Annotated in this window: 20 protein-coding genes; 12 read left to right on the forward strand and 8 right to left on the reverse strand. The window is 61.7% G+C overall.

The window, feature by feature from the left end:
* The first annotated feature begins 17 nt into the window (after window positions 1–17).
* The 5 genes from G7048_RS04745 to G7048_RS04765 are packed head-to-tail and all read left to right on the forward strand — an operon-like array spanning window position 18 to window position 6288.
* Entirely contained in the window at window positions 18–2666 is a 2649-nt protein-coding gene (locus G7048_RS04745; RefSeq protein ID WP_166067037.1) for a NosR/NirI family protein, read from the forward strand.
* Window positions 2663–3943: a nitrous oxide reductase family maturation protein NosD gene (locus tag G7048_RS04750; RefSeq protein ID WP_166067038.1), complete on the forward strand. Its 1281-nt coding sequence runs from the start codon at window positions 2663–2665 to the stop codon at window positions 3941–3943. The genes G7048_RS04745 and G7048_RS04750 overlap by 4 nt, the downstream gene beginning before the upstream one ends.
* Window positions 3918–4871: an ABC transporter ATP-binding protein gene (locus G7048_RS04755; protein WP_166067039.1), complete on the forward strand. Its 954-nt coding sequence runs from the start codon at window positions 3918–3920 to the stop codon at window positions 4869–4871. The genes G7048_RS04750 and G7048_RS04755 overlap by 26 nt, the downstream gene beginning before the upstream one ends.
* Window positions 4872–4930: 59 nt before the next feature.
* Window positions 4931–5746, forward strand: a complete 816-nt coding sequence (locus G7048_RS04760; protein WP_166067041.1) for an ABC transporter permease — start codon at window positions 4931–4933, stop codon at window positions 5744–5746.
* A complete protein-coding gene (locus tag G7048_RS04765; protein WP_166067042.1) occupies window positions 5743–6288 on the forward strand; it encodes a nitrous oxide reductase accessory protein NosL in 546 nt (181 codons plus the stop codon). The genes G7048_RS04760 and G7048_RS04765 overlap by 4 nt, the downstream gene beginning before the upstream one ends.
* A gap of 96 nt (window positions 6289–6384) precedes the next feature.
* Here G7048_RS04765 and parC read toward each other — a convergent pair whose 3' ends face one another.
* From parC to G7048_RS04780, 3 genes are read right to left on the reverse strand one after another with little or no spacing between them, the layout of a single operon-like run.
* The gene (gene parC / locus G7048_RS04770; RefSeq protein WP_166067043.1) at window positions 6385–8742 is read right to left on the reverse strand and encodes a DNA topoisomerase IV subunit A; all 2358 of its coding nucleotides are present in this window, start codon (window positions 8740–8742) and stop codon (window positions 6385–6387) included.
* Window positions 8739–9710: a lytic transglycosylase domain-containing protein gene (locus G7048_RS04775; RefSeq protein ID WP_166067044.1), complete on the reverse strand. Its 972-nt coding sequence runs from the start codon at window positions 9708–9710 to the stop codon at window positions 8739–8741. The genes parC and G7048_RS04775 overlap by 4 nt, the downstream gene beginning before the upstream one ends.
* An 11-nt stretch (window positions 9711–9721) precedes the next feature.
* On the reverse strand, window positions 9722–11704 hold the full coding sequence (locus G7048_RS04780; protein ID WP_166067045.1) for a DNA topoisomerase IV subunit B: 1983 nt from the start codon (window positions 11702–11704) through the stop codon (window positions 9722–9724).
* A 123-nt stretch (window positions 11705–11827) separates the two neighbouring features.
* On the opposite strand from G7048_RS04780, the gene G7048_RS04785 reads away from it, so the two are divergent.
* From G7048_RS04785 to G7048_RS04810, 6 genes are all read left to right on the forward strand, one after another.
* Window positions 11828–13048, forward strand: coding sequence for an MFS transporter (locus G7048_RS04785; protein WP_166067046.1), 1221 nt, complete (start codon window positions 11828–11830; stop codon window positions 13046–13048).
* Between the two features lie 24 nt (window positions 13049–13072).
* A complete protein-coding gene (locus G7048_RS04790; RefSeq protein WP_166066178.1) occupies window positions 13073–13240 on the forward strand; it encodes a hypothetical protein in 168 nt (55 codons plus the stop codon).
* A 123-nt stretch (window positions 13241–13363) separates the two neighbouring features.
* Window positions 13364–13951: a bifunctional 2-polyprenyl-6-hydroxyphenol methylase/3-demethylubiquinol 3-O-methyltransferase UbiG gene (locus tag G7048_RS04795; RefSeq protein WP_166067047.1), complete on the forward strand. Its 588-nt coding sequence runs from the start codon at window positions 13364–13366 to the stop codon at window positions 13949–13951.
* A 35-nt stretch (window positions 13952–13986) separates the two neighbouring features.
* Window positions 13987–14886 carry a 4-hydroxy-tetrahydrodipicolinate synthase gene (dapA, locus tag G7048_RS04800; protein WP_166067048.1) on the forward strand — a complete coding sequence of 300 codons (900 nt, stop codon included), beginning with the start codon at window positions 13987–13989 and terminating at the stop codon, window positions 14884–14886.
* A gap of 67 nt (window positions 14887–14953) precedes the next feature.
* Window positions 14954–16048, forward strand: a complete 1095-nt coding sequence (gene bamC, locus G7048_RS04805; RefSeq protein WP_166067049.1) for an outer membrane protein assembly factor BamC — start codon at window positions 14954–14956, stop codon at window positions 16046–16048.
* A gap of 104 nt (window positions 16049–16152) precedes the next feature.
* Window positions 16153–16935 (forward strand): MBL fold metallo-hydrolase, encoded by a 783-nt coding sequence (locus G7048_RS04810; protein ID WP_166067050.1) that lies wholly within the window; start codon window positions 16153–16155, stop codon window positions 16933–16935.
* Window positions 16936–17284: 349 nt separating this feature from the next.
* Here G7048_RS04810 and G7048_RS04815 read toward each other — a convergent pair whose 3' ends face one another.
* From G7048_RS04815 to G7048_RS04825, 3 genes are all read right to left on the reverse strand, one after another.
* Window positions 17285–17602: a hypothetical protein gene (locus G7048_RS04815; RefSeq protein ID WP_166067051.1), complete on the reverse strand. Its 318-nt coding sequence runs from the start codon at window positions 17600–17602 to the stop codon at window positions 17285–17287.
* 207 nt (window positions 17603–17809) lie between these two features.
* Window positions 17810–18340 carry a hypothetical protein gene (locus tag G7048_RS04820; RefSeq protein ID WP_166067052.1) on the reverse strand — a complete coding sequence of 177 codons (531 nt, stop codon included), beginning with the start codon at window positions 18338–18340 and terminating at the stop codon, window positions 17810–17812.
* 23 nt (window positions 18341–18363) lie between these two features.
* Complete coding sequence (locus G7048_RS04825; RefSeq protein ID WP_166067053.1) at window positions 18364–19497, reverse strand: JmjC domain-containing protein; 1134 nt, start codon at window positions 19495–19497, stop codon at window positions 18364–18366.
* A gap of 54 nt (window positions 19498–19551) precedes the next feature.
* Here G7048_RS04825 and G7048_RS04830 point away from each other — a divergent pair, with 54 nt between their 5' ends.
* The gene (locus G7048_RS04830) at window positions 19552–20079 is read left to right on the forward strand and encodes a peptidylprolyl isomerase (RefSeq protein WP_166067054.1); all 528 of its coding nucleotides are present in this window, start codon (window positions 19552–19554) and stop codon (window positions 20077–20079) included.
* A 75-nt stretch (window positions 20080–20154) separates the two neighbouring features.
* On the opposite strand, the gene G7048_RS04835 is transcribed toward G7048_RS04830, so the two are convergent.
* Together G7048_RS04835 and dut are read right to left on the reverse strand one after the other, a co-directional pair.
* Complete coding sequence (locus G7048_RS04835) at window positions 20155–20715, reverse strand: glycine zipper 2TM domain-containing protein (RefSeq protein WP_240933170.1); 561 nt, start codon at window positions 20713–20715, stop codon at window positions 20155–20157.
* Between the two features lie 189 nt (window positions 20716–20904).
* Window positions 20905–21354 carry a dUTP diphosphatase gene (gene dut, locus G7048_RS04840; protein ID WP_166067055.1) on the reverse strand — a complete coding sequence of 150 codons (450 nt, stop codon included), beginning with the start codon at window positions 21352–21354 and terminating at the stop codon, window positions 20905–20907.
* Window positions 21355–21358 lie beyond the last annotated feature (4 nt).

The following is a 21358-nucleotide window of genomic DNA, read 5'->3' on the forward strand; positions in this document are numbered from 1 at the left end:
CGTTTCGGGATAGAACCATGTTGTCATTCAGGCGAAAACTTCAGTCCAGAGTCCTCACGATCTGGACCTCGCTTCTTCTTCTCATCGCTCTGACGCTGGCATCCGCTGGAGCACATGCGGGCGGCACGGCCTACGAGGCCGAGCTTCCCGCCGATGTGCACACTAACAAGAATCTGTGCGCGCTGCTGCCCTGCAAGGACGTGTTCCCCGGCGCTGCGCACTTCTCCGAACGCAAGGGCCAACCGCCCTACGTCGAGGCCTACGACAACGACAGTGCAGCCAAGAAACTGCTCGGCTACGTCATGCTCTCGACCGACATCACCGACACGCCCGCCTACTCCGGCAAGCCCGTCGTCACGCTGATCGGCATGGACACCGGCGGCCATTTCGTCGGCGTCAAAGTGCTCAAGCATTCCGAGCCGATTCTGCTGCTCGGCATCCCCGAATCGGCGCTCATCAACTTCAACAACCAATACCTCGGCAAGTCGGTTTCCGAACGCATCGAAGTCGGCCCCTCGCGCCCCGACGAAGGCGTGATCGGCCTCGACGCGATCTCCGGCGCCACCGTCACCGTCATCGCGCAAAATCAAGTCGTGCTGATGTCCGGCGCAGCCGTTGCGCGCCAGGCCGGCATCATCGCGCCCATCGTGCGCGAGCCCGCCAAATTCAACACGCTCAGTCAGAAATTCAACTGGCAGCAACTCGTCGAAATGGGTGCAGTCAAGCGCCTCGTCGTCAAGCAGGAACAGGTCGGTCTGCCGCGCAACCCCACACCTTTCATCGACCTGTGGTTCGGCGATCTGAACCAGCCCGACATCGGCAAAAGCCTGCTGGGCGACAACGGCTACGCCAGCCTGCAATCGCGCATCCAGCCGGGCGAAAGCGCCTTCTTCATCGTGCGCACGGACGGTGCCGAATCGTTCAAAGGATCGGGCTTTGTGCGCGGCGGCATCTACGACCGCGTGCAGGTCAAACAAGGTCCGGATTCGTTCACCTTCCGCGATCTCGACGCCTTCAATCTCTACGGCCTCGAAGCCGATGGCGCGCCGCGCTACACCGAATCGTCGATCTTCGTGATCCGCTCGGCATCGTTCTCCGCTGCTTATCCATGGAAGCTCGCGTTCCTCGGCAACCGTATCGATCAAGCCACCGGCCATCGCAGCTTTGCGGTGTTCGAAACCAACTACTGGATGCCCGAAAAGCTGCTCGATGGCGGTCGCCCGAAAGTCGTCGAACCCGACGCGCCATGGGTGCGCGTGTGGAAAACGCAAAGCTGGAAGATCGCGCTGTTCGCGGGTCTGCTCACGCTGCTCACCATCGTCTATGCCCTGCGCGAAAAGCTCACGCGCCTGTCCACGCACAAGAACAAGTGGCCGGTCAACGCCTTCAAATACAGCTTCTGGGCGATCAGCATCGTCTTCGTCGGCTTTGGCGCGATGGCGCAGCCTTCGATCACGCAGGTGCTGACCTGGTTCCACTCGGTGCTGTTCCAGTGGACGTGGACGCTGTTCCTCACCGATCCGTTCATCTTCCTGTTCTGGATCTTCATCATCGTCACGGTGTTCCTGTTCGGACGCGGCCTGTTCTGCGGCTGGATCTGCCCGTTCGGATCGCTGTCGGAAGCGCTCTACAAAGTCGCGCACCTCGTCGGCCTCAAGCGCTTTCAGTTCCAGCTTCCGCAGGTCTGGCATGACCGCCTGAAGTGGCTCAAATACGTGATCTTTTTCGGTCTGCTCGCCGTGTCGCTGTACGACATGACACTGGCCGAAAAGCTCGCCGAAATCGAACCCTTCAAGACCACCTTCCTCGTCGGCATCACGAACCGCGCATGGCCGTATGGACTGTTCGTCTGCGTGCTGCTCGGCCTGTCGCTGTTCATCGAGCGTCCGTTCTGCAAATACCTCTGCCCGCTCGGCGCATCGCTGGCCATTCCCAGCACCTTCCGCTGGTTTGGCTTGAAGCGCAAACAGGACTGCAACAGCTGCAAGGCCTGCGCCGTGGGCTGCGGCGCGCAGGCCATCGACGCTGCCGGTCGCATCGACCATCGCGAGTGCCTGCACTGCCTCGACTGCATGGTGCTCTACACCGATGTGAAGGGGTGCCCGCCCCTCGCCAAGGAACGCAAGCGCCGCGAAAAGGACGGCCTCGAAATCACGCCCATCGGCAAGAACGGCTACTTCATCCCGATCACGCCCGACGCCACCTGGCAGGCACAGATCAGCGCCAAGGCAGTCAACGGTCCCGACCCACGCATGCCGACCGATCCCGTGCTGCTGGAGCGCCTCGACAAAGCTCCGCTCATCAAGCGCATCGCCCTCGAATTCGTGGAACACCTGAGCCCGTGGAGCAGCGCTGGCTGGGCCGAACACCGCATGTTCAACCTGCTCGCCGTTCCTGCTTTCATCGCCATCATCGCCGCGTGGATTCTGCTCGGCATGGGCCGCATGTCGACCAGCGCCATCATCGTGAGCTGGTTTGTGTGGAGCGTGATCGAAGTGCTGCTGCGCCTTGGCAACCGTCGCTACGTGAAGGACGGTGCCTGGTGGCAAAGCCGCTACCGCGTGGCCAACCTCATGGACATGCTGAGCTATGTGGCGTTCAAGAACCTGCTGATCGGCGCGGCCCTGCTGCTGATCCTGCGCGCGGTGAACTGGACCGTCGCATGAATCCCTTCTTACGACCTTGCCGATTTGTGATCCTTGCAGCGCTCGCCTGCAGCTTTGGCTGGATTCAAGCGGCCACCATTTCAGTCCAACCCGGAGAAGACATCGCCGCAGCCGTTGCAAAAGCCACTGCGGGCGATGTCATCGAAATCGCGCGTGCGCAGTACCGCACCAATCTTTTGATCGACAAGCCGCTCACCCTGCGCGGCATCGACCGCCCCACCTTGAGCGGCGGCGAAGAAGGCGACACCATCCGCGTGACCGCGCCCGACGTGGTGATCGAAGGCCTGATCGTGCGCGACTCGGGCAGCAGCTTGAAGGACCAGAACGCGGGCATCTACATCCGCCCCGGCGCGCACCGCGCCATCGTGCGCAACTGCGACCTGACCTACAACCTGTTCGGCCTGTGGATCGAAAAAGCCGACGACGTGCTCATCGAAGGCAACCGCATCACCGGCAAGCGCGACTACTCGTCCTCGCAACGCGGCAACGGCGTTCAGCTCTACAACACCAAGGGCGCGCGCATCTTCAACAACGACATCAGCTTCGTGCGCGACGCGCTGTATGTCGACGTGTCGCACCACGCGGTGTTTCGCGGCAACAAGCTGCACCACAGCCGCTACGGCACGCACTACATGAACTCCTACTACAACCTGTGGGAGGACAACGACACCTACTACAACCGAGGTGGTCTCGCGCTCATGGAGGTGCGCAACCAGATCGTGCGCAACAACCGCGCCTGGGGCAATTCCGATCACGGCATCATGCTGCGCACCATCCAGGACTCGGTCATCGAGAACAACGTCGTCGCGGGCAACAACCGCGGCTTTTTCATCTACGACGTGGAGTACATCCAACTCACAGGCAACCTTGTCGTGGACAACGTGGTCGGCGTGCATCTTGCCGCCGGCTCCACGCGCAACGCGGTGGAGCGCAACGACTTCATCTCCAACCGCGAACAGGTGCGCTACGTCGGCTCGCGCGACGAGCGCTGGGGCACGAAGGAAGGCAACCACTGGAGCAACTACCTCGGCTGGGACCGCGACGGCAACACGCTTGGCGACGTGCCCTACGAAGCCAACGACATGGTGGACAGCCTCACCTGGCGCTACCCCAGCATCAAGCTGCTGCTGGCCAGCCCCGCCGTGCAGGCGCTCAAGCTCGTCAGCCAGCAATTCCCGATTCTTCGCATGCCCTCGGTGGTCGATCCCCACCCGCGCATGCAACCCGGCAACAACCAATGGAGAGATTGGCTTGGCAAGCATTTTCCCGGCCAGTAACGGCCCCGCACACACAGAGCCTCCCCCCGCGATTTCGATCAGCGCGGTGAGCAAGCAGTTCGGCGATTTCACCGCCGTGAACAACGTCAGCCTCGACATCGCGCGCGGCGAAATATTTGGCCTCATCGGACACAACGGCGCAGGCAAGAGCACGCTGTTCAAGATGATGCTCGGCCTGATTCCGCTGACCGCCGGAAGCATCCGCATCTCGGGCCAGGAGATCAACGGCAGCAAGGCCCGCGACGTGCGCCGCCACATCGGCTACCTGCCCGAAAACGTGGTGCTCTATGACAACCTCGATGGTCTCGAAACGCTGAAATTCTTTGCGCGACTGAAGAACGCACCGCTTGCGCAATGCGCGGAAATTCTGGAAAAAGTCGGTCTCGCACACGCAGGCAAGCGCCCTGTTCGTGCCTACTCCAAAGGCATGCGTCAGCGCCTCGGCTTTGCACAGGCCTTGCTCGGCTCGCCGCAAGTGCTGTTTCTCGACGAGCCCACCAACGGTCTCGACCCCAAGGCCATCCGCGAGTTCTACGTGACGCTGCGCGACCTGCAATCCAAGGGTGTCACGGTGATCATCACCTCGCACATTCTGGCCGAGCTGCAGGAGCGCGTGGATCGCCTCGCGATTCTCACGGCCGGAGAAATTCAGGCGCTCGGCACCGTGCAGGAACTGCGCGATCAATTGCACATGCCGCTGACTTTCGAGGTCGATGTCTCTGCGCAGGACGCACCACTCATCGCCGCTCATCTCCAACAAAGCAGCGGATTCGACGCGCAGATCACTCCCTTTGGTCTGCGCTTGCAATGCGACCGCGCACGCAAGGTGGAAGTGCTGAGCGCGCTCACTTCGCTGGGCGCTGTCGTCACCGACATCCGCATGCGCATGCCCTCGCTGGAGGACGTGTTCTTCGGCCTGAGCGAATGAATGCACGCATGAGCGGCCCGCCCCACTGAACCCAGCCACGACAAGAAGAAAAAATCACCATGCAAGCACAACAAATCTGGACCATCGCCGCCAAGGAGTTTCGCGACCGCATCCGCAATCGCTGGGTGCTGGCCGTCGCGCTGGTGTTCGCGGTTTTCTCGCTCGTGATCGCCTATTTCGGCGGCGCGCAACAAGGCGTGGTCGGCTTTCGCTCCATTGAAATCACCATCGCCAGCCTCGTCAGTCTGGTGATCTATCTGATCCCGCTGATCGCACTATTGCTCGGCTTCGACGCCATCGTCGGCGAGCGCGAACGCGGCTCGCTCGACCTGCTGCTGTCGCTGCCGATCACCAGGCTGGAACTGCTGCTCGGCAAATACCTCGGCCTCGCCGCCGCACTTACCGCGTCCATGCTCGGCGGCTTCGGCGTCGTCATCGCCCTGCTGTTCGGGCAGATCGATTCGCGCGGCCTGTTTCACTTCATCGGCTTCATGTTCAGCTCGGTGCTGCTGGGGCTTGCGTTCCTGAGCCTCGCCGTGCTGCTGTCGGTGATCGCTCGCGACCGCACGCGCGCATCCGGCCTGGCAATTGCCGCATGGTTCTTCTTCGTGCTGGTGTTCGACCTGATCATGCTCGGCCTGCTCGTCGGCACCGGCGGTCGCGTCGGTGGCGACGCCTTCACCTGGCTGCTGCTGCTCAACCCGGCGGACGTGTTCCGCATCCTCAATGTCTTTTCACTAGAAGACGTCCGCACGCTCTACGGCCTCGCCAGCATCGTGCCCCCCGCACTCGGCAACCCGCTCGCCATGGGCGCGGTGATGCTCGTGTGGATCGCACTTCCTCTCATGATTGCCAAATGGAGATTCAAACCATGATCACCGCTTACCGCTCCCTGACCAGCCACCTCATCACCGCCGCAATGCTTGGTGCGGCTGCATTGACGCTCACCGCCTGCGGCAACGAATCCAAGTCAGCCCAAGCCTTAGGCCCAGTGGAAATCGACCGCTCCACCAGCTGCTCGCTCGACGGCATGCTGCTAGCCGACTACCCCGGCCCAAAAGCGCAGATCCTCTATGCAGACCAAGCCAAGCCCGCCTTCTTCTGCGACACCATGGAGCTGATCAACCAGTTGCACGCAGGCGAACAGGTCCGCGCCATCAAGGGCGCCTATGTGCAGGACATGGGCCGTGCCGACTGGAACCAGCCCCAAGGCCACTGGATAGACGCCAAGACAGCGATCTACGTCGTCGGCAGCAAACGCCACGGCTCCATGGGCCCGACCATCGCCAGCTTCGCGCAAGAAGCCGATGCCAGCAAGTTCGTTCAGGAACACGGCGGCAAGGCCATGAAGTTTGAAGAGATCAAGCCAGGCATGGCCGATCTGAGCGGCGGCGCGCTGCACGACACCAGAATGTGAGCCAGCGGCACACAACGCAGCCCTCCAAAGAAAAAGGTGCAGATGCTTTCAACAAGCATTCCGCACCTTTGCGATTGGGACTGAAAAGCTGTCCGATTATTCGACCCGGATCACATCCGCAATCTTGAACCCGAAATCCCCCGCCTTTCCCTTGCGGCCACGCGCAGCACGCGCGTTGTTGAGCGAGCGGATTTCAAGCGTCTCTTCGCGATCCTTGCCGCCACGGCCGATGCCGGTGAAGCGCACGCTGCGCGTGTAGGCGGCCGCTCCGGCGAGCTGGTCCTTGTCGTCGAGGTCGATGAGCATCAGGCCGCGACCACCCTTTTCCATCATCTTGAGTTCGGCAATCTCGAACGTGAGAATGCGACCTGCGACCGATGCGCAGCACACATGCGTCGCGGGCACCAGGTCCGTACCAGCGCTGGTGAATGCGGCGTGCGATGGGCGGCACAGGGTTTCCTTGTCGCCGAGGCTCACGAACGATTTGCCGCCGCGATTGCGGGCGGTCATGTGTTCGACGGTGGTGATGAAACCATAGCCACCCGAGCCCGCCAGCAGCATGGCCGCGTTGTTCGGACCGGCGAAGTAGTGCACCGGTTGCGTGCCGCTTTCCAGATCGATCAAGGTGGTGATCGGCTGACCGTCACCGCGTCCGCCCGGCAGTTGCGACACCGCGACCGAGTACACGCGGCCGTTGTTGCCGAAGACGATCAGCGTGTCGACGGTGCGGCATTCAAACGTGCCGTACAGTGTGTCGCCCGACTTGAAGCTGAAGCTGCCGGCCTCGTGGCCGTGGCCGGTGCGTGCGCGTACCCAGCCCTTTTCGGAGATGACAACGGTGACGGGTTCGTCCACCACCTTCACTTCGGCAACAGCCTTCTTTTCTTCCTGAATCAAGGTGCGGCGCGCATCGGCAAACTGCTTGGCGTCGGCTTCGATTTCCTTGATCATCAGGCGGCGCAGCGTGTTCGGGTTCGCCAGAATTTCTTCGAGCTTGCCCTGCTCTTCGCGCAGTTCCTTGAGTTCCTGCTCAATCTTGATCGCCTCGAGTCGCGCCAACTGACGCAGGCGAATTTCGAGGATGTCTTCGGCCTGGCGATCACTCAAATTGAAGCGGGCAATCAACGCAGCCTTGGGCTCGTCGGAAGCACGAATGATCGCAATCACTTCATCAATATGCAGAAGAACCAGTTGACGGCCTTCATAAATATGAATGCGATCCAGCACCTTGTTCAGGCGATGCTGCGAGCGGCGTGCAATCGTGGTCTGGCGGAAGCTGATCCACTCTTCGAGCATCTGGCGCAGCGACTTCTGCACCGGCTTGCCGTCGAGGCCGATCATCGTCAGATTGATCGACGACGAAGACTCCAGACTGGTGTGCGCGAGCAGCGTGGTGATGAGTTCCTGCTGCGGCACCTTGCCGGTCTTGGGCTCGATGACGATGCGCACGGGCGCATCCTTGCTCGACTCGTCGCGCACGCCGTCGAGCAGCGCCAGCATGCTGGCCTTGAGCTGGTTCTGCTCCTGCGTGAGCGCCTTCTTGCCGGTCTTGACCTTGGGGTTGGTGAGTTCCTCGATTTCTTCGAGCACCTTCTGCGTGCTCACGCCGGGCGGCAGTTCGGTGACGATCAACTGCCATTGGCCGCGCGCGAGTTCCTCGATCTTCCAGCGCGCACGCACCTTCATGCTGCCACGACCGCAGCGGTAGGCGTCGTGGATGTCCGAGGTGCTGCTGATGATCTGACCGCCGCCTGGATAGTCGGGACCGGGGATCAGCGCGAACAGTTCTTCGTCGGTGATCTTGGGTGACTTCACGAGCGCGATGCAGGCATCGGCCACTTCACGCAAATTGTGGCTGGGCACTTCCGTCGCCATGCCGACAGCGATGCCGCTGGCACCGTTGAGCAGCGAGAACGGCAGACGCGCGGGCAACTGCCTGGGCTCTTCAAACGAACCGTCATAGTTGGGCATGAAATCCACGGTGCCCATGTCGATTTCATCTAGCAGCAGCGTGGTGATTTTTGCCAAGCGCGCTTCGGTGTAACGCATCGCCGCAGCGCCGTCGCCGTCGCGGCTGCCGAAGTTGCCCTGACCGTCGATCAACGGATAGCGCTGACTGAAATCCTGCGACAGACGCACCAGCGCGTCGTAGGCGGACTGGTCGCCGTGCGGGTGGTATTTGCCGAGCACGTCTCCGACCACGCGCGCGCTTTTCACGGGCTTGGCAGGTACGTTGCGCGTGGGGCCGCTGAAGCCGAGGCCCATGCGGTCCATCGCGAAAAGAATGCGGCGCTGCACGGGCTTCAAGCCATCGGTGACATCGGGCAGCGCGCGGCCCTTCACAACGGAGAGTGCGTATTCCAGATACGCCTGTTGCGCGTACTGCGCCAGCTCCAGACCATCACCACCATCGGGCGGGTTGGTCGAAAATTCAAGTGTGGATTGATCGCTCATTCGTTCGCAGACAAGTCTTGCAATGTGGCGCGCGATGCGGTGCGAACAGCCGAACTGTTGTCGCCGCCGACCGCGCCAAGAGGGGATGAGAAAGTGGAAGTGTCAGGTGCGGAAGGCGTGGTCGCGCCATCCGTGTGCGCCGCAGGAATTTCCATGCGGATGCGGCCCGTGACGGGTTGCTGCGGCTGCTGCTGAGTCTGGTACGCACGGTGCGCACGCAACGACTCGGGCGGCTTGAGCATCGCGTACAGGCCCAGCACGCTCTTCACATAATTTTGGGTTTCGCGGTACGACGGAATCTGGTTGCCAGCGCGCTGCACCGAGCCCTCGCCCGCGTTGTAGGCGGCCAGCGCCAGATCCTTGCGGCCGTCGAACATCTTCAGCAGATAACGCAGATAGTTCGCGCCCGCGCCCAGGTTGGTGACAGGGTCTTCGAGCTTCTGCGCCACGCTGCGTTTCTTGTCAGCCGACACGCCAAAACGCGACGCGGTTGCGGGCATCAACTGCATCAGGCCGACAGCGCCCTTGGGCGAGATGGCCTGCGCGTCGAAACCGGATTCGGTGGCGATCACTGCCTTGAGCAGTTCGTACTCAAGCCCGGAATTCTCGGCCGCGCTGCGGATGTGCGTGCGAACACGCTTGTAGCCGGGCGAGATGTCGATGAACGCCAGCTTGCGCGCACCTGCGGCATCACGCGCGGAATCGAGCGAGTAGTCGGCCGGTGCGTTGGTGTTGGAGTTGGTGTCTGGTGCACCGTCGCGCGTCGAATCGAACTGATCGCCACGGAAAAAAAGCGAGTAGTTCGCGTCGATCTTCTCGGCCGCAAAATGCGTCACGCCGCGCGAATCGACATAGGCCCACAGATCGGCATGCGCCGACTGCTGCGCCGCGAAGAAGCACAGCAACGCCGTAACCGCAGGCATGCGCCAGCGCTTGGCTGTTGGTGTGTGGATTCGCGGCGTGAACATGGCTTGATGGCTTAGATGTCCACCTCGACTTCGTCGCCGTGCACTTCCATGAGTTCACGGCGCGCAGCGGCCTCGCCTTTGCCCATGAGCTTGGTCATCAGGACCTCGGTGGCGGGCTGATCGACGTTGCCCACACGCACCGGCAGCAGGCGGCGGGTGTCGGGGTTGAGCGTGGTTTCCCAGAGCTGCTCGGCGTTCATTTCGCCCAGACCCTTGAAGCGGCTGATCTGACATTTCTCGCGTGGCACGCCATCCTTGACGGCCTTGTCGAGGATCGACTCGAGTTCGGCCTGATCGAGCGCGTACACCTTGGCTGCAGGCTTTTTGCCGCGCGCGGGAATGTCGACGCGGAACAGCGGTGGACGCGCCACGTAGATGTTTCCGGCATCGATGAGCTTGGGGAAGTGGCGGAAAAACAGCGTGAGCAGCAGCACCTGGATGTGCGAGCCGTCCACGTCGGCATCCGACAGAATGCAGATCTTGCCGTAGCGCAGACCGGAGAGGTCTGGCGTGTCGTTCGGGCCATGCGGATCGACGCCTATGGCAACCGAGATGTCGTGCACTTCGGTGTTCGCAAACAGGCGGTCGCGCTCGACTTCCCAGGTGTTCAGCACCTTGCCGCGCAGGGGCAGCACGGCCTGATTTTCCTTGTCGCGGCCCATCTTGGCGCTGCCGCCGGCGGAGTCGCCCTCGACCAGGAACACTTCGTTGTAGGCGATGTCGCGGCTTTCGCAATCGGTGAGCTTGCCGGGCAGCACGGCCACGCCGGAGCCCTTTCGCTTCTCGACCTTCTGGCCTGCGCGCTGACGGGTCTGCGCCGCCTTGATCGCGAGTTCGGCGAGCTTCTTGCCGTAATCGACGTTCTCGTTGAGCCACAGCTCGAGCGCCGGGCGCACGAAGTTGGAGACCAGACGCACGGCATCGCGCGAGTTCAGGCGTTCCTTGATCTGGCCCTGGAATTGAGGATCGAGCACCTTGGCCGAGAGCACGTAGCTTGCGCGCGCAAACACGTCTTCAGGCATGAGTTTCACGCCCTTGGGCAGCAACGAGTGGAATTCGATGAACAGCTTGACGGCCTGAAACAGACCATCGCGCAGACCGCTTTCGTGCGTGCCGCCAGCGGTGGTCGGGATCAGGTTCACATAGCTTTCGCGCACTGGCGAGCCGTCGTCGGTGAAGGCCACGCACCAGGTCGCGCCTTCGCCTTCGGCAAAGCTTTCGTTGTTCTTGTCGGCAAAGCCTTCGCCCTCGAACAGCGGGATCACCGGATCGGCGTTCAGCGTCTGCGCCAGATAGTCGCGCAGGCCGCCCTTGTATTGCCAGGTCTGCGTGTCCTTGGTCTTTTCGTTGACCAGCGTGACGGTCACGCCGGGCATCAGCACGGCCTTGGAGCGCAGCAGATGGGTGAGCTCGCCCATCGGCAGGGCCGCCGACTCGAAATACGATGCGTCGGGCCAGACCTGCACGGTCGTGCCCTGTTTGCGTTCGCCCGACTGCAGTGGTCGCGCCACCAGCGGTTCGATCACATCGCCGCCGGAGAACGTCAGCTTGGCGACCTGTCCTTCGCGGTGCGTGGTCACTTCAAGGCGCTTGGACAACGCATTCGTCACCGAAACGCCCACGCCGTGCAGACCACCGGAGAAGCTGTACGCCCCGCCGTTGCCCTTGTCGAACTTGCCGCCCGCGTGCAGACGCGTGAACACGAGTTCGACGACCGGAGCGCCTTCTTCAGGATGCAGACCGAACGGAATGCCGCGCCCGTCGTCCTCGACGCTCACCGAACTGTCGGCGTGCAGCGTGACCTTGATCTTCTTGCCGTAACCGGCAAGCGCTTCGTCGGCGGCGTTGTCCAGCACTTCCTGAAGGATGTGCAAAGGGTTGTCCGTGCGGGTGTACATGCCCGGACGTTGCTTGACGGGCTCCAGTCCCTTGAGGACGCGAATGGAGCCTTCTGAGTATTCACTTGCCGGATTGGATGCTGGTTTGGTTGCCATGGCGGCGCATTGTAATACTGGATATAAAAACAGGCTGATGCAAGAACGGGTTTGTAATCTTCAGCCGCCGACGGGGAGCCCGTCACTGAGCAGGCGAACGATGTTTTGGCTACATTTGTGCGGATGCAAAGCGAAATTAAAAAATTGTCCATGACGCAGGTGCTGGCTTGCGGCGCAGCCATCGTCACGCTGTCGATGGGGATTCGCCATGGCTTCGGCATGTGGCTGCAACCCATCACACAGGACATGGGCTGGACTCGTGAGACCTTCGCTTTCGCGCTCGCCGTGCAAAACTTGGCCTGGGGTGTCTTCGGCATTGTAGGAGGCATTGCGGCCGACCGCTTTGGCGCGTTCAAGGTGCTGATCTGCGGCGCGATTCTGTACGCGCTGGGCCTGGCGGGAATGGCCACATCGCCAACACCGGGATTGTTCGCGCTGACCACGGGCGTGCTGATTGGCGCGGCGCAGGCGGGCACCACCTATGCGGTGATCTACGGTGTGCTCGGCCGCCAGATTTCAGCCGAAAAGCGCTCGTGGGCCATGGGCGTGGCAGCGGCTGCGGGCTCGTTCGGACAGTTTCTGATGGTGCCCGTGGAAGGCCAATTGATCCTGCAGCTCGGCTGGAAGACCGCGCTGCTGGTGCTTTCCCTTGCCGTGCTGCTGATCATCCCGCTCGCATTCGGTCTGCGCGAGCCCGGTTTTCAGGGCGGCGCCACGCGCGCACCGCGCACGCAAAGTGCCACTGCGGCGTTCATGGAAGCGATCCGCTATCCGAGCTTTCTGCTGCTGACCGCCGGCTATTTCGTCTGCGGTTTTCAGGTGGTGTTCATCGGCGTGCACATGCCGAGTTATCTGAAGGACCACGGCCTGTCGCCGCAGGTCGCGAGCTACGCACTCGCGTTGATCGGCCTGTTCAACGTGTTTGGCACGTACATCGCGGGCACACTCGGCCAACGCATGCCCAAGCGCCACATCCTCGCCTTCATCTACTTCGCGCGAGCGGTGGTGATCGCCGTGTTCCTGATGGTGCCGCTGTCGCCCATGTCGGTCTATCTGTTCTCGGCAGTGATCGGCGCGCTGTGGCTGTCCACCGTGCCGCCGACCAACGCGATGGTGGCGCAGATCTTCGGCGTGCAGCACATGTCCATGCTCAGCGGCTTCATCTTCTTCAGCCACCAGATCGGCAGTTTTCTGGGCGTCTGGCTTGGCGGCTATCTGTACGACAAGACCGGCAGCTACGACGTGGTCTGGTATCTGTCGATTGCCCTTGGCGTCTTCGCGGGATTGGTGAATCTGCCGGTGCGCGAGAATGCGATTGCTCGCGCCATTCCAAAGGCCGCGTAATCCACCCACCGTCCATGACTTGCCATGCAGACCGTCCACGAACATCCCCAGCAAAAGACTCCGGCTCTCCGAGCCGGATACAAACTTTTGCTGATTGCGGTCGCCGTGGCGGGCTTGCTCGGCGTGTTCCTGCTCTACACCAACCCGCAGTTCATGATCACCATGGCGGACCAGCTCTGGGCGTGCTTCTGAGAAGCTGTTTAGTGAAATGCTCGGTCGAACCCCTTGCATTGCTGACGAGTTGATCAATAATCGCCCCCTTTACGGCCCTCTTTCCCGCTCTCGTACTGCCACCTCGGCAGACATTGCTTTCTGATGTCCTTCTGCACCACCGCCAGCGAAGCCCTCCAGCACGCCCCGCTCCACCCGGCTTCGGGCTGGATTCAGCGTTGGTCGCATCTGGTGCCGCAAGGCGCGGGCGTGCTCGACGTGGCCTGCGGCCCCGGTCGTCACATGCAATGGTTTGCCGAGCGCGGAAATGCCGTCACGGGTGTTGACCGTTCGGCAGAGGCGCTGGAATCCGCAGCCCGCTTCGGCACGGTGATTCAGGCTGATATCGAAGGCGGTGCATGGCCGCTGACGGGCCGTGAATTCGCGGCAGTCGTGGTCACCAATTACCTTTGGCGGCCGAATTTTCCGAACATTCTGAGCAGCATCGCCCCCGGTGGCGTGCTGATCTATGAAACTTTTGCCCTCGGCAACGAGTCTGTAGGCAGACCGGCGCGCGCGGAATTTCTGCTGCAACCCGGTGAATTGCTGGGGCTTTGCAAAGGTTTACGCGTCATCGCCTACGAAGACGGATTCCTCGAAGATCCTGCCCGATTCGTGCAGCGCATCGTCGCCAGACGTGAACCTTCACCCGCGACAGAGTCATTCAGGGCCCAACTGGGTCACTCTGTCTAGTTAGAATGCTTCTTTCCCCGTTTAACGATACGGACATGACTTCTCCCAGCGCTCCTCTGACCGGCAGCATCGTCGCTCTGGTCACCCCCATGCACGCAGACGGCAGTGTGGACTACCCCACCCTGCGCAAACTGATCGACTGGCACATCGCCGAAGGCACTGCTTGCCTGGGCGTGGTCGGCACGACCGGCGAGTCGCCCACGGTCAACGTGGAAGAGCACTGCGAGATCATCCGCGTGTCCGTCGAGCAGGCCGCCAAGCGCGTGCCGGTGATGGCCGGCTGCGGTGCCAACTCCACTGCCGAAGCGATCGAGCTGGCCAAGTACGCCAAGAGCGTGGGCGCCGACAGCCAATTGCAGGTCGTGCCCTACTACAACAAGCCGACGCAAGAAGGCCAGTACCAGCACTTCAAGACGATTGCCGAATCCGTCGGCGATCTGCCCATGTACCTGTACAACGTGCCCGGCCGCTCGGTCGCGGACATGCAGCACGACACCGTGCTGCGTCTCGCGCAAGTGCCCGGCATCGTCGGCATCAAGGAAGCCACGGGCAACATCGAACGTGCGCAATGGCTGATCCGCGACGTTCCCAAGGGCTTCGGCGTGTACTCCGGTGACGATCCAACCGCCGTGGCGCTGATGCTCTGCGGCGGCCAGGGCAACATCAGCGTGACGGCCAACGTGGCCCCGCGCTTGATGGCCGAATTGTGCAAGGCCGCTCTGGCTGGCGATGTCCGCAAGGCCATGGAAATCCAGTTCAAGCTGATGCCCGTGCACAAGAACCTGTTCGTGGAAGCCAACCCCATCCCCGTGAAGTGGGCCATGCAGCGCATGGGACTTTGCGGTGGCACCCTGCGTCTGCCCATGACCACGATGAGCCAAGGCAATGAAGCCGTCGTGGAAGCTGCGCTACGCTCGGCGGGTTTGCTCAATTAAGAGATCCCGGTCTGCCCGCACGGCTCCGCTCAGCCAACGGCACTTCCAAATCAATGAGGAATTTCGCGTGAACGCTACGACTCGACTCGGCCTGCTGGGCCTGGCATTGGCCTTGTCGGCCTGCTCCGTGCTGGAGAGCGACAAGATCGACTACAAGAGTGCCAGGAAGGGCGCGACACTGGAAGTGCCGCCCGATCTGTCACAGCTCTCGGCCGATACGCGCTACACGGTGCCCGGCGGCGCGGCTTCCGCTGTCGCTTTCGAAGCAGGCCAGAAGGCCAAGCCCGTGGGCCCGAACACCGCTCCTTCGACGATTGGCGATGTGCGCATCGAACGCGACGGCAACCAGCGCTGGCTGGTGATCGACCGCCCGGCCGAAAAGCTCTGGGATCCCGTGCGTGATTTCTGGCTGGAAAGCGGCTTCGTGTTCACCACGGACAACTCCGAGCTGGGCATTCTGGAAACCGACTGGGCCGAAAACCGTGCCAAGATCCCGCAGGACATCATCCGCTCGAGCATCGGCAAGCTGTTCGACGGCCTGTACTCGACCGGCGAGCGTGACAAGTTCCGCACCCGCCTCGAGCGCAATGCCAAGGGCGGCACCAACCTCTTCGTCAGCCACCGCGGCATGGTCGAGGTCTACAGCAGCCAACAAAAAGACGCGACCATGTGGCAGCCACGCCCGGTCGATCCCGAGCTGGAGGCCGAATTCCTGCGCCGCATGATGGTCAAGCTCGGCGTGAGCGAAGAGCAGTCCAAGGCGGCAGCCGCTTCCGCACAGGCCGCACCGCTGGCCGCCACCGCCAAGGTCGCGAACGTCAACGGCGTGCCTGCTATCCAGATGGATGAAGGCTTCGACCGAGCATGGCGTCGTGTCGGCCTGTCGCTGGACCGCACCGGCTTCACCGTCGAAGACCGCAACCGCACCGAAGGCGTGTACTACGTGCGCTACGTGGCTCCGAACGCCAACAAGAAGGAACAAGGCTTCTTCAGCAAGCTCTTCTCGGGCTCGCCAGACGCCGTGCCTCCACTCAAGTACCGCGTCACCGTGCGCAGCGAAGGCTCGCAAAGCACCGTGTCCGTGTTGAACGCCACGGGCGCACCGGAAGCCTCCACCAACGCCGAGCGCATTCTGCGCGTGCTGGCCGACGACATGAAGTGATCCATCCCCGGCAACGCGGCCATGTGCAATGCATGGCCACGCTGCCGGGCGACTTTCTGATCACCCACTCTTTCTCGCTTCTCCCCTCTTCTTTTTCTGCGCTCATGCTCCGCTTCAAAAGCCTTGGCAGCGGCAGCTCCGGAAACACCACCCTCATCGAAGGCCGCAGCGGCACGACGACCCGTCGTCTGCTGGTCGATTGCGGCCTGGGCATTCGCACCATCGCCCAGCGCCTGGGTGAAGCAGGCAACGCCATCGCGCAGATCGACGCGATCTTCATCACGCACGAACATTCCGACCATGTGGGCTGCATGGCCACATTGGCTCTGCGCCATGGCATTCCCGTCTGGATGAGCCACGGCACGTACACCGCCATAGGCGAGCCCGAACTGCACGGCCTGCTGCGTATCGCCCACCACAACGAAGCCATAGACATGGGCGGTGCATTCGAGGCCCTGCCGTTCTCTGTGCCGCATGACGCGCGCGAACCATTGCACCTGCGCTGCAGCGATGGAGCCCATCACATCGCCGTGCTGACCGATCTCGGCCACGCAAGCCCCTCCGTCATTCCGTACATTGCAGGCTGCCACGCCATGCTGATCGAGGCCAATCACGACGCCGAGATGCTCAAGAATGGCCGCTACCCAGTCTTTCTCAAGCGCCGGATCGCCGGAGCCAATGGTCATCTGGCCAACGCGCAAACCGCAGAATTGCTGCGCGCAGTGAACCACTCGCAACTGCAACGCGTTGTTGCCGCGCATTTGAGCGCAGAAAACAATCGTCCCGATTTGGCGCGAGTGGCGCTTGCCGAAGCGCTGGACTGGAGCCATGACGACATCGATGTCGCCCAACAGCGCGGTGGCTCTCCATGGATTCAGGTGGGCTGAGTCACCCAGTGAGCCAATCAGGTATTGCCGGCCGGATTACCTGTAAATCCCCTGTTACTAATTTGGTTTTTCAATTACGACTATAAGCAGTCACTCATCGCATAAACGATGAGTTTGATCTCTCAAAAAGTGTGCAGCGCAGCACGCACAATCCCCCGAACCTCACATTGATAATCGACCGATATATGTCGGGGATTTTGCATTTTCATAAATGCAATAACAAAAAGTCACATTCAATAATCACCACCCACAACGACAAAAGCCCCGAACCTTGCGGCGCGGGGCTTTGTGATACTTGGAGTGAACTGCCGGAATGAATCCGGCCGATCAGTATCCGGTCAGTCGCTGATTACTTGGTAGCGGAAGCAGCAGCTGCAGCAGCGGCATCAGCAGCAGCCTTGGCAGCGTCAACAGCAGCGTTGGCGCCAGCGGCAGCAGCGTCCACAGTTGCCGAAGCGGCAGCGGAGGCGGCGTCCACAGCGGAGGAAGCAGCTTGAGTGGCAGCAGCAGCGGCTTCGCTGGCAGCAGCGGCAGCTTGGTCAGCGGCTGGAGCAGCAGCAGGAGCTTCAACTGGAGCTGGGGCAGGAGCAGCAGCTTCTTCCTTCTTGCCGCAAGCGGACAGGGCAACAGCAGCAACCAGAGCGGCCAGAACGACGGAATTCTTCATTTCAATTTCCTATTTGGACAGACAATTCAAAAAAATAAAAAGCCGTTACGTCCATCTTTTGGCAAGCGGTACGCTAGGCCGTTTGGAGCGCTCAATCCAACTCGCGCCCCAAATTTTGAGTACAGCTTCGTATTATAGGATTTATTTGCGTCTATAGTGGCTTTCACCAACAGAAACATCAGTGTTTACATTGGTGTGACTTTTTTGTCACAACCCTAATATCGTCGCAGGAAACCCGGGGCGGCTGCGCGAGGTAATCCATTCGCCGAGTTTCTCGCGCCATTCAACGCAGAACTGAACGTCGGAGCTGGCAATGCCGCGACTGCGCTCCACATCCACGCGCTGCATCATCCAGCGCTGCGACCAGAGCACGCTGGGCACATCGGCTGCATTGCGCACGGCGATCTGGCGGCAATCGAGCAGATGCTCCCAGCGCGTGCGCCATTGCACGAAACGCGGAAATCGCAGCCGCACCTGCTCGAAGTTGGCACAAAGCACTATGCATTTGCGCGCACCACCGGCACGCGAGCCACCTGCCCATTGGTTGAGCGTCTCCAGCATCTCGCGATCACCGAGCGGCCAGCCGTGAAAGTCGGCATCGCACAGCATCAGCTCACGCCAGCCTTCGGCGGCCGCCGCGCGCAGCGAAAGGCGCACCCACTCGTCAAACTGCACGCGCCCATCGAAGCGCCCGAGCGGCGCCTGAGGCGGTGTTGCAGCATTCATGTCGGTGCTCATGTCGATGGGACTTCTGCCAACTGTCAGATGACAGATGCCTCGCGCACCCAGCCGTCGTCAAACCAGTTTTCAAGCAACGAGATCGCCGCTTCGCTTGCTCCGGCCAATTGCTTGGCGGTCAGGCCACGCTGATCGGCCAGCTTGTGCATCAGCTTGGCGTCGCGGCCCGAGGCGCGGTAGCTCTCGCCGTTGATGTAGATATGTGCATCGTCATACATCATGCGCGTGCGGCGATCCAGATCGACGCCCGTCACCTGCAAGTCAAGTTCTTCCTGTGGCGGATCGAACCAGACATTGCCCTTGGGCTCGGTCAGCGCCTCGCCCAATGCGCGCTCGACGATGCCCGACTGCGCCAGAGCACGCATCACGCCTTCGCGGGCAAATGCCTGCAGCTCGGCGGGAACCTGCCCCGGCGCTTCGACCGCTTCCTGCTTGGGATCGCGGTAAATGGGCGAGCCGTCCGAATCACCCAAAGCGTCCGCAATGCGCAGCAGCGTCTCGCGCGCCAGCTCATCGCGCTGTGGCGAACGGAAACCGATGGAGTACGTCATGCACTCGCCCTCGGCAATGCCGTCATGCGCCCAGCGTGGCGGCAGATACAGCATGTCGCCTGGCTCCAGCACATATTCCTCTTCGGGCTCGAAGTTCGCCAGAATCTTGACAGGCATGCCTTCGACCAGCGTCATGTCGCGTTGACGGCCAATGCGCCAGCGGCGCTTGCCGTGGGCCTGCAGCAGGAACACGTCGTAGCTGTCGAAATGCGGACCGACACCGCCGCCGTTGGTCGCATAGCTGATCATCAGATCATCGAGACGCGCCTCGGGCACGAAGCGGAACTGATCGAGCAGCGCACGCGCGGAGGCGTTGTGCAGGTCCACGCCTTGCACCAGCAGCGTCCAGTCGCGGGTCTTGGTCGACGGCAGGCTGTCCGGATCGAAGGGGCCGTGGTCCATGGACCAGCCCTTTTTCTTTTGCTGGATCAGGCGCGACTCGACGCCCTCCTCGGCGGCAAGCTCGAACAGCTCCTCGCGCGGGATCGGGGCCTCGAAGCCGGGAATGGCCTGGCGCACGAGCAGCGGCTTCTTGTGCCAGTGCTTGCGCATGAATTCGGCTGGCGACATGCCACCGAGCAATGGGGTAATTTTCTGTGCATCCATGGCGTGAAAAAGGCCGCGTTGGCGGCCGTCGGAATGAACTGCGACAATTCTCCTATGGAAATCACTCAACAATGTGTTGTCGCACTGACCTGGGTCTTGAAGGATACGCTTGGCGACGAGCTGGACATCCTGGACGAACCCGTCGAATTCCTCGTGGGCGGTGACGATCTGCTCAAGCGCATCGAGGAAGCTCTGCAGGGTCACAAGGTCGGCGACGAAATTTCGCTGCACCTCGAACCCGAAGAAGCCTTTGGCGACTATATCGACAAGCTCATCTTTCTGGAGCCGCGTCAGGCATTCCCCGAGGATATCGAGGAAGGAATGACCTTTGACGGCCATGCCCTGCCCAATGGCCTCACGCCCGACATGCCCAAGGACGCGCTCTACACCGTCGCCCAGCTCTACCCCGAACATGTGGTGCTGGACGGCAATCACCCGCTCGCGGGCATCGCTCTGCGCCTGAAGATCAAGGTGGAGTCCGTGCGCGAAGCCACCGAAGAGGAAATCGGACGCGGCACGGCGGGCACGGGCTTCTTCCGCATTCAGCCGCCCACCGCACCCGGCAACGACACGCTGCACTGAAACAACGGCATCCCGAACATCAAAAGCCCGAGGCGAATGCATCGCCCCGGGCTTTTTTTCGTTCGACTGACGCGATCAATAACGCGAAATCTGTCCGTTCACCACGCGGACCCGGTCGCCGGGACGCAGATCGCCGGTATCCGGCACGTCAAAAACGCGCTGGCCACCGCTGCGATCGAGTTGAATGAACAAGCGATAGCCACCGCCGATTTCGCCACGCGGAGCCGTCTGACCCTCGATGGCATTGCCAGCCGCCGCACCGCCGAGCGCGCCAGCAGCCGTCATGGCCGCACGGCCCATGCCTCCGCCGATCTGGTTGCCGACCACACCGCCGATCACCGCACCGATGATGGCACCCACACCCGAGGTGCTGCCACGCTGGACCGTGCGAGGAATGGTCTCGATCTGACTCACGACACCGTATTCCATGACGCCTTGAGCAGGCTGCTGCTCATAGCCATAGGCCGGTTGCTGCGTCTGCTGTGGGTATTGCTGTTGCGGATATTGCTGTTGTGGGTAGGGCTGCTGCTGAGGCTGGCCGTACCCATAAGGGCGCTGGACGACACAGGCCGACAGCAGACTGGCCATGGTCACCACGCCAACCCAGGTGCCGATTCGCGAAAATGGGCTACGCATTTTTTCTTCCTTTCCATGGGAGCCTCAAAGCTCCGTCGAAATCACGTTCAGAACATCGCTACAACGTTCATCACGGTGATTCCGTTGGCTTCTCATGCGCCCAAGTATCGACCGACAAAGCGGCTCCGCCTGTAGGCAGGACCGGACTTTACCGAGCAGAAACAGTCGCTGCTCAGTCGCAGCCGCCGATCACTGCTTGCCGGTGGAGCCGTAACCGCCTTCGCCGCGCTCGCTGGTCGAGTCAAATTCGGAGACCACATTGAACTGCGCCTGCATGACCGGCACGATCACGAGTTGCGCCAGACGCTCCATCGGCTGCAGCGTGAAGGCCACATCGCTGCGATTCCACGCGCTGACCATGAGCTGGCCCTGGTAGTCGCTGTCGATCAACCCCACCAGATTGCCCAGCACAATGCCATGCTTGTGGCCCAGACCCGAGCGAGGCAGGATCAGCGCGGCGTAGGCGGGGTCCTTCAGGTGGATGGCGATGCCGGTGGGCACCAGTTGCCAGGCGTTGGGCTTGAGCTCCAGCGGCTCGTCGATACAGGCCCGCAGGTCCAGCCCCGCGCTTCCGGCGGTGGCGTAGGCAGGCAATTGATCCGCCATGCGCGAATCGAGAACTTTCACATCAATCTTCACTTGA

The sequence above is a fragment of the Diaphorobacter sp. HDW4B genome, assembly GCF_011305535.1.
Taxonomy (GTDB): domain Bacteria; phylum Pseudomonadota; class Gammaproteobacteria; order Burkholderiales; family Burkholderiaceae_C; genus Diaphorobacter_A.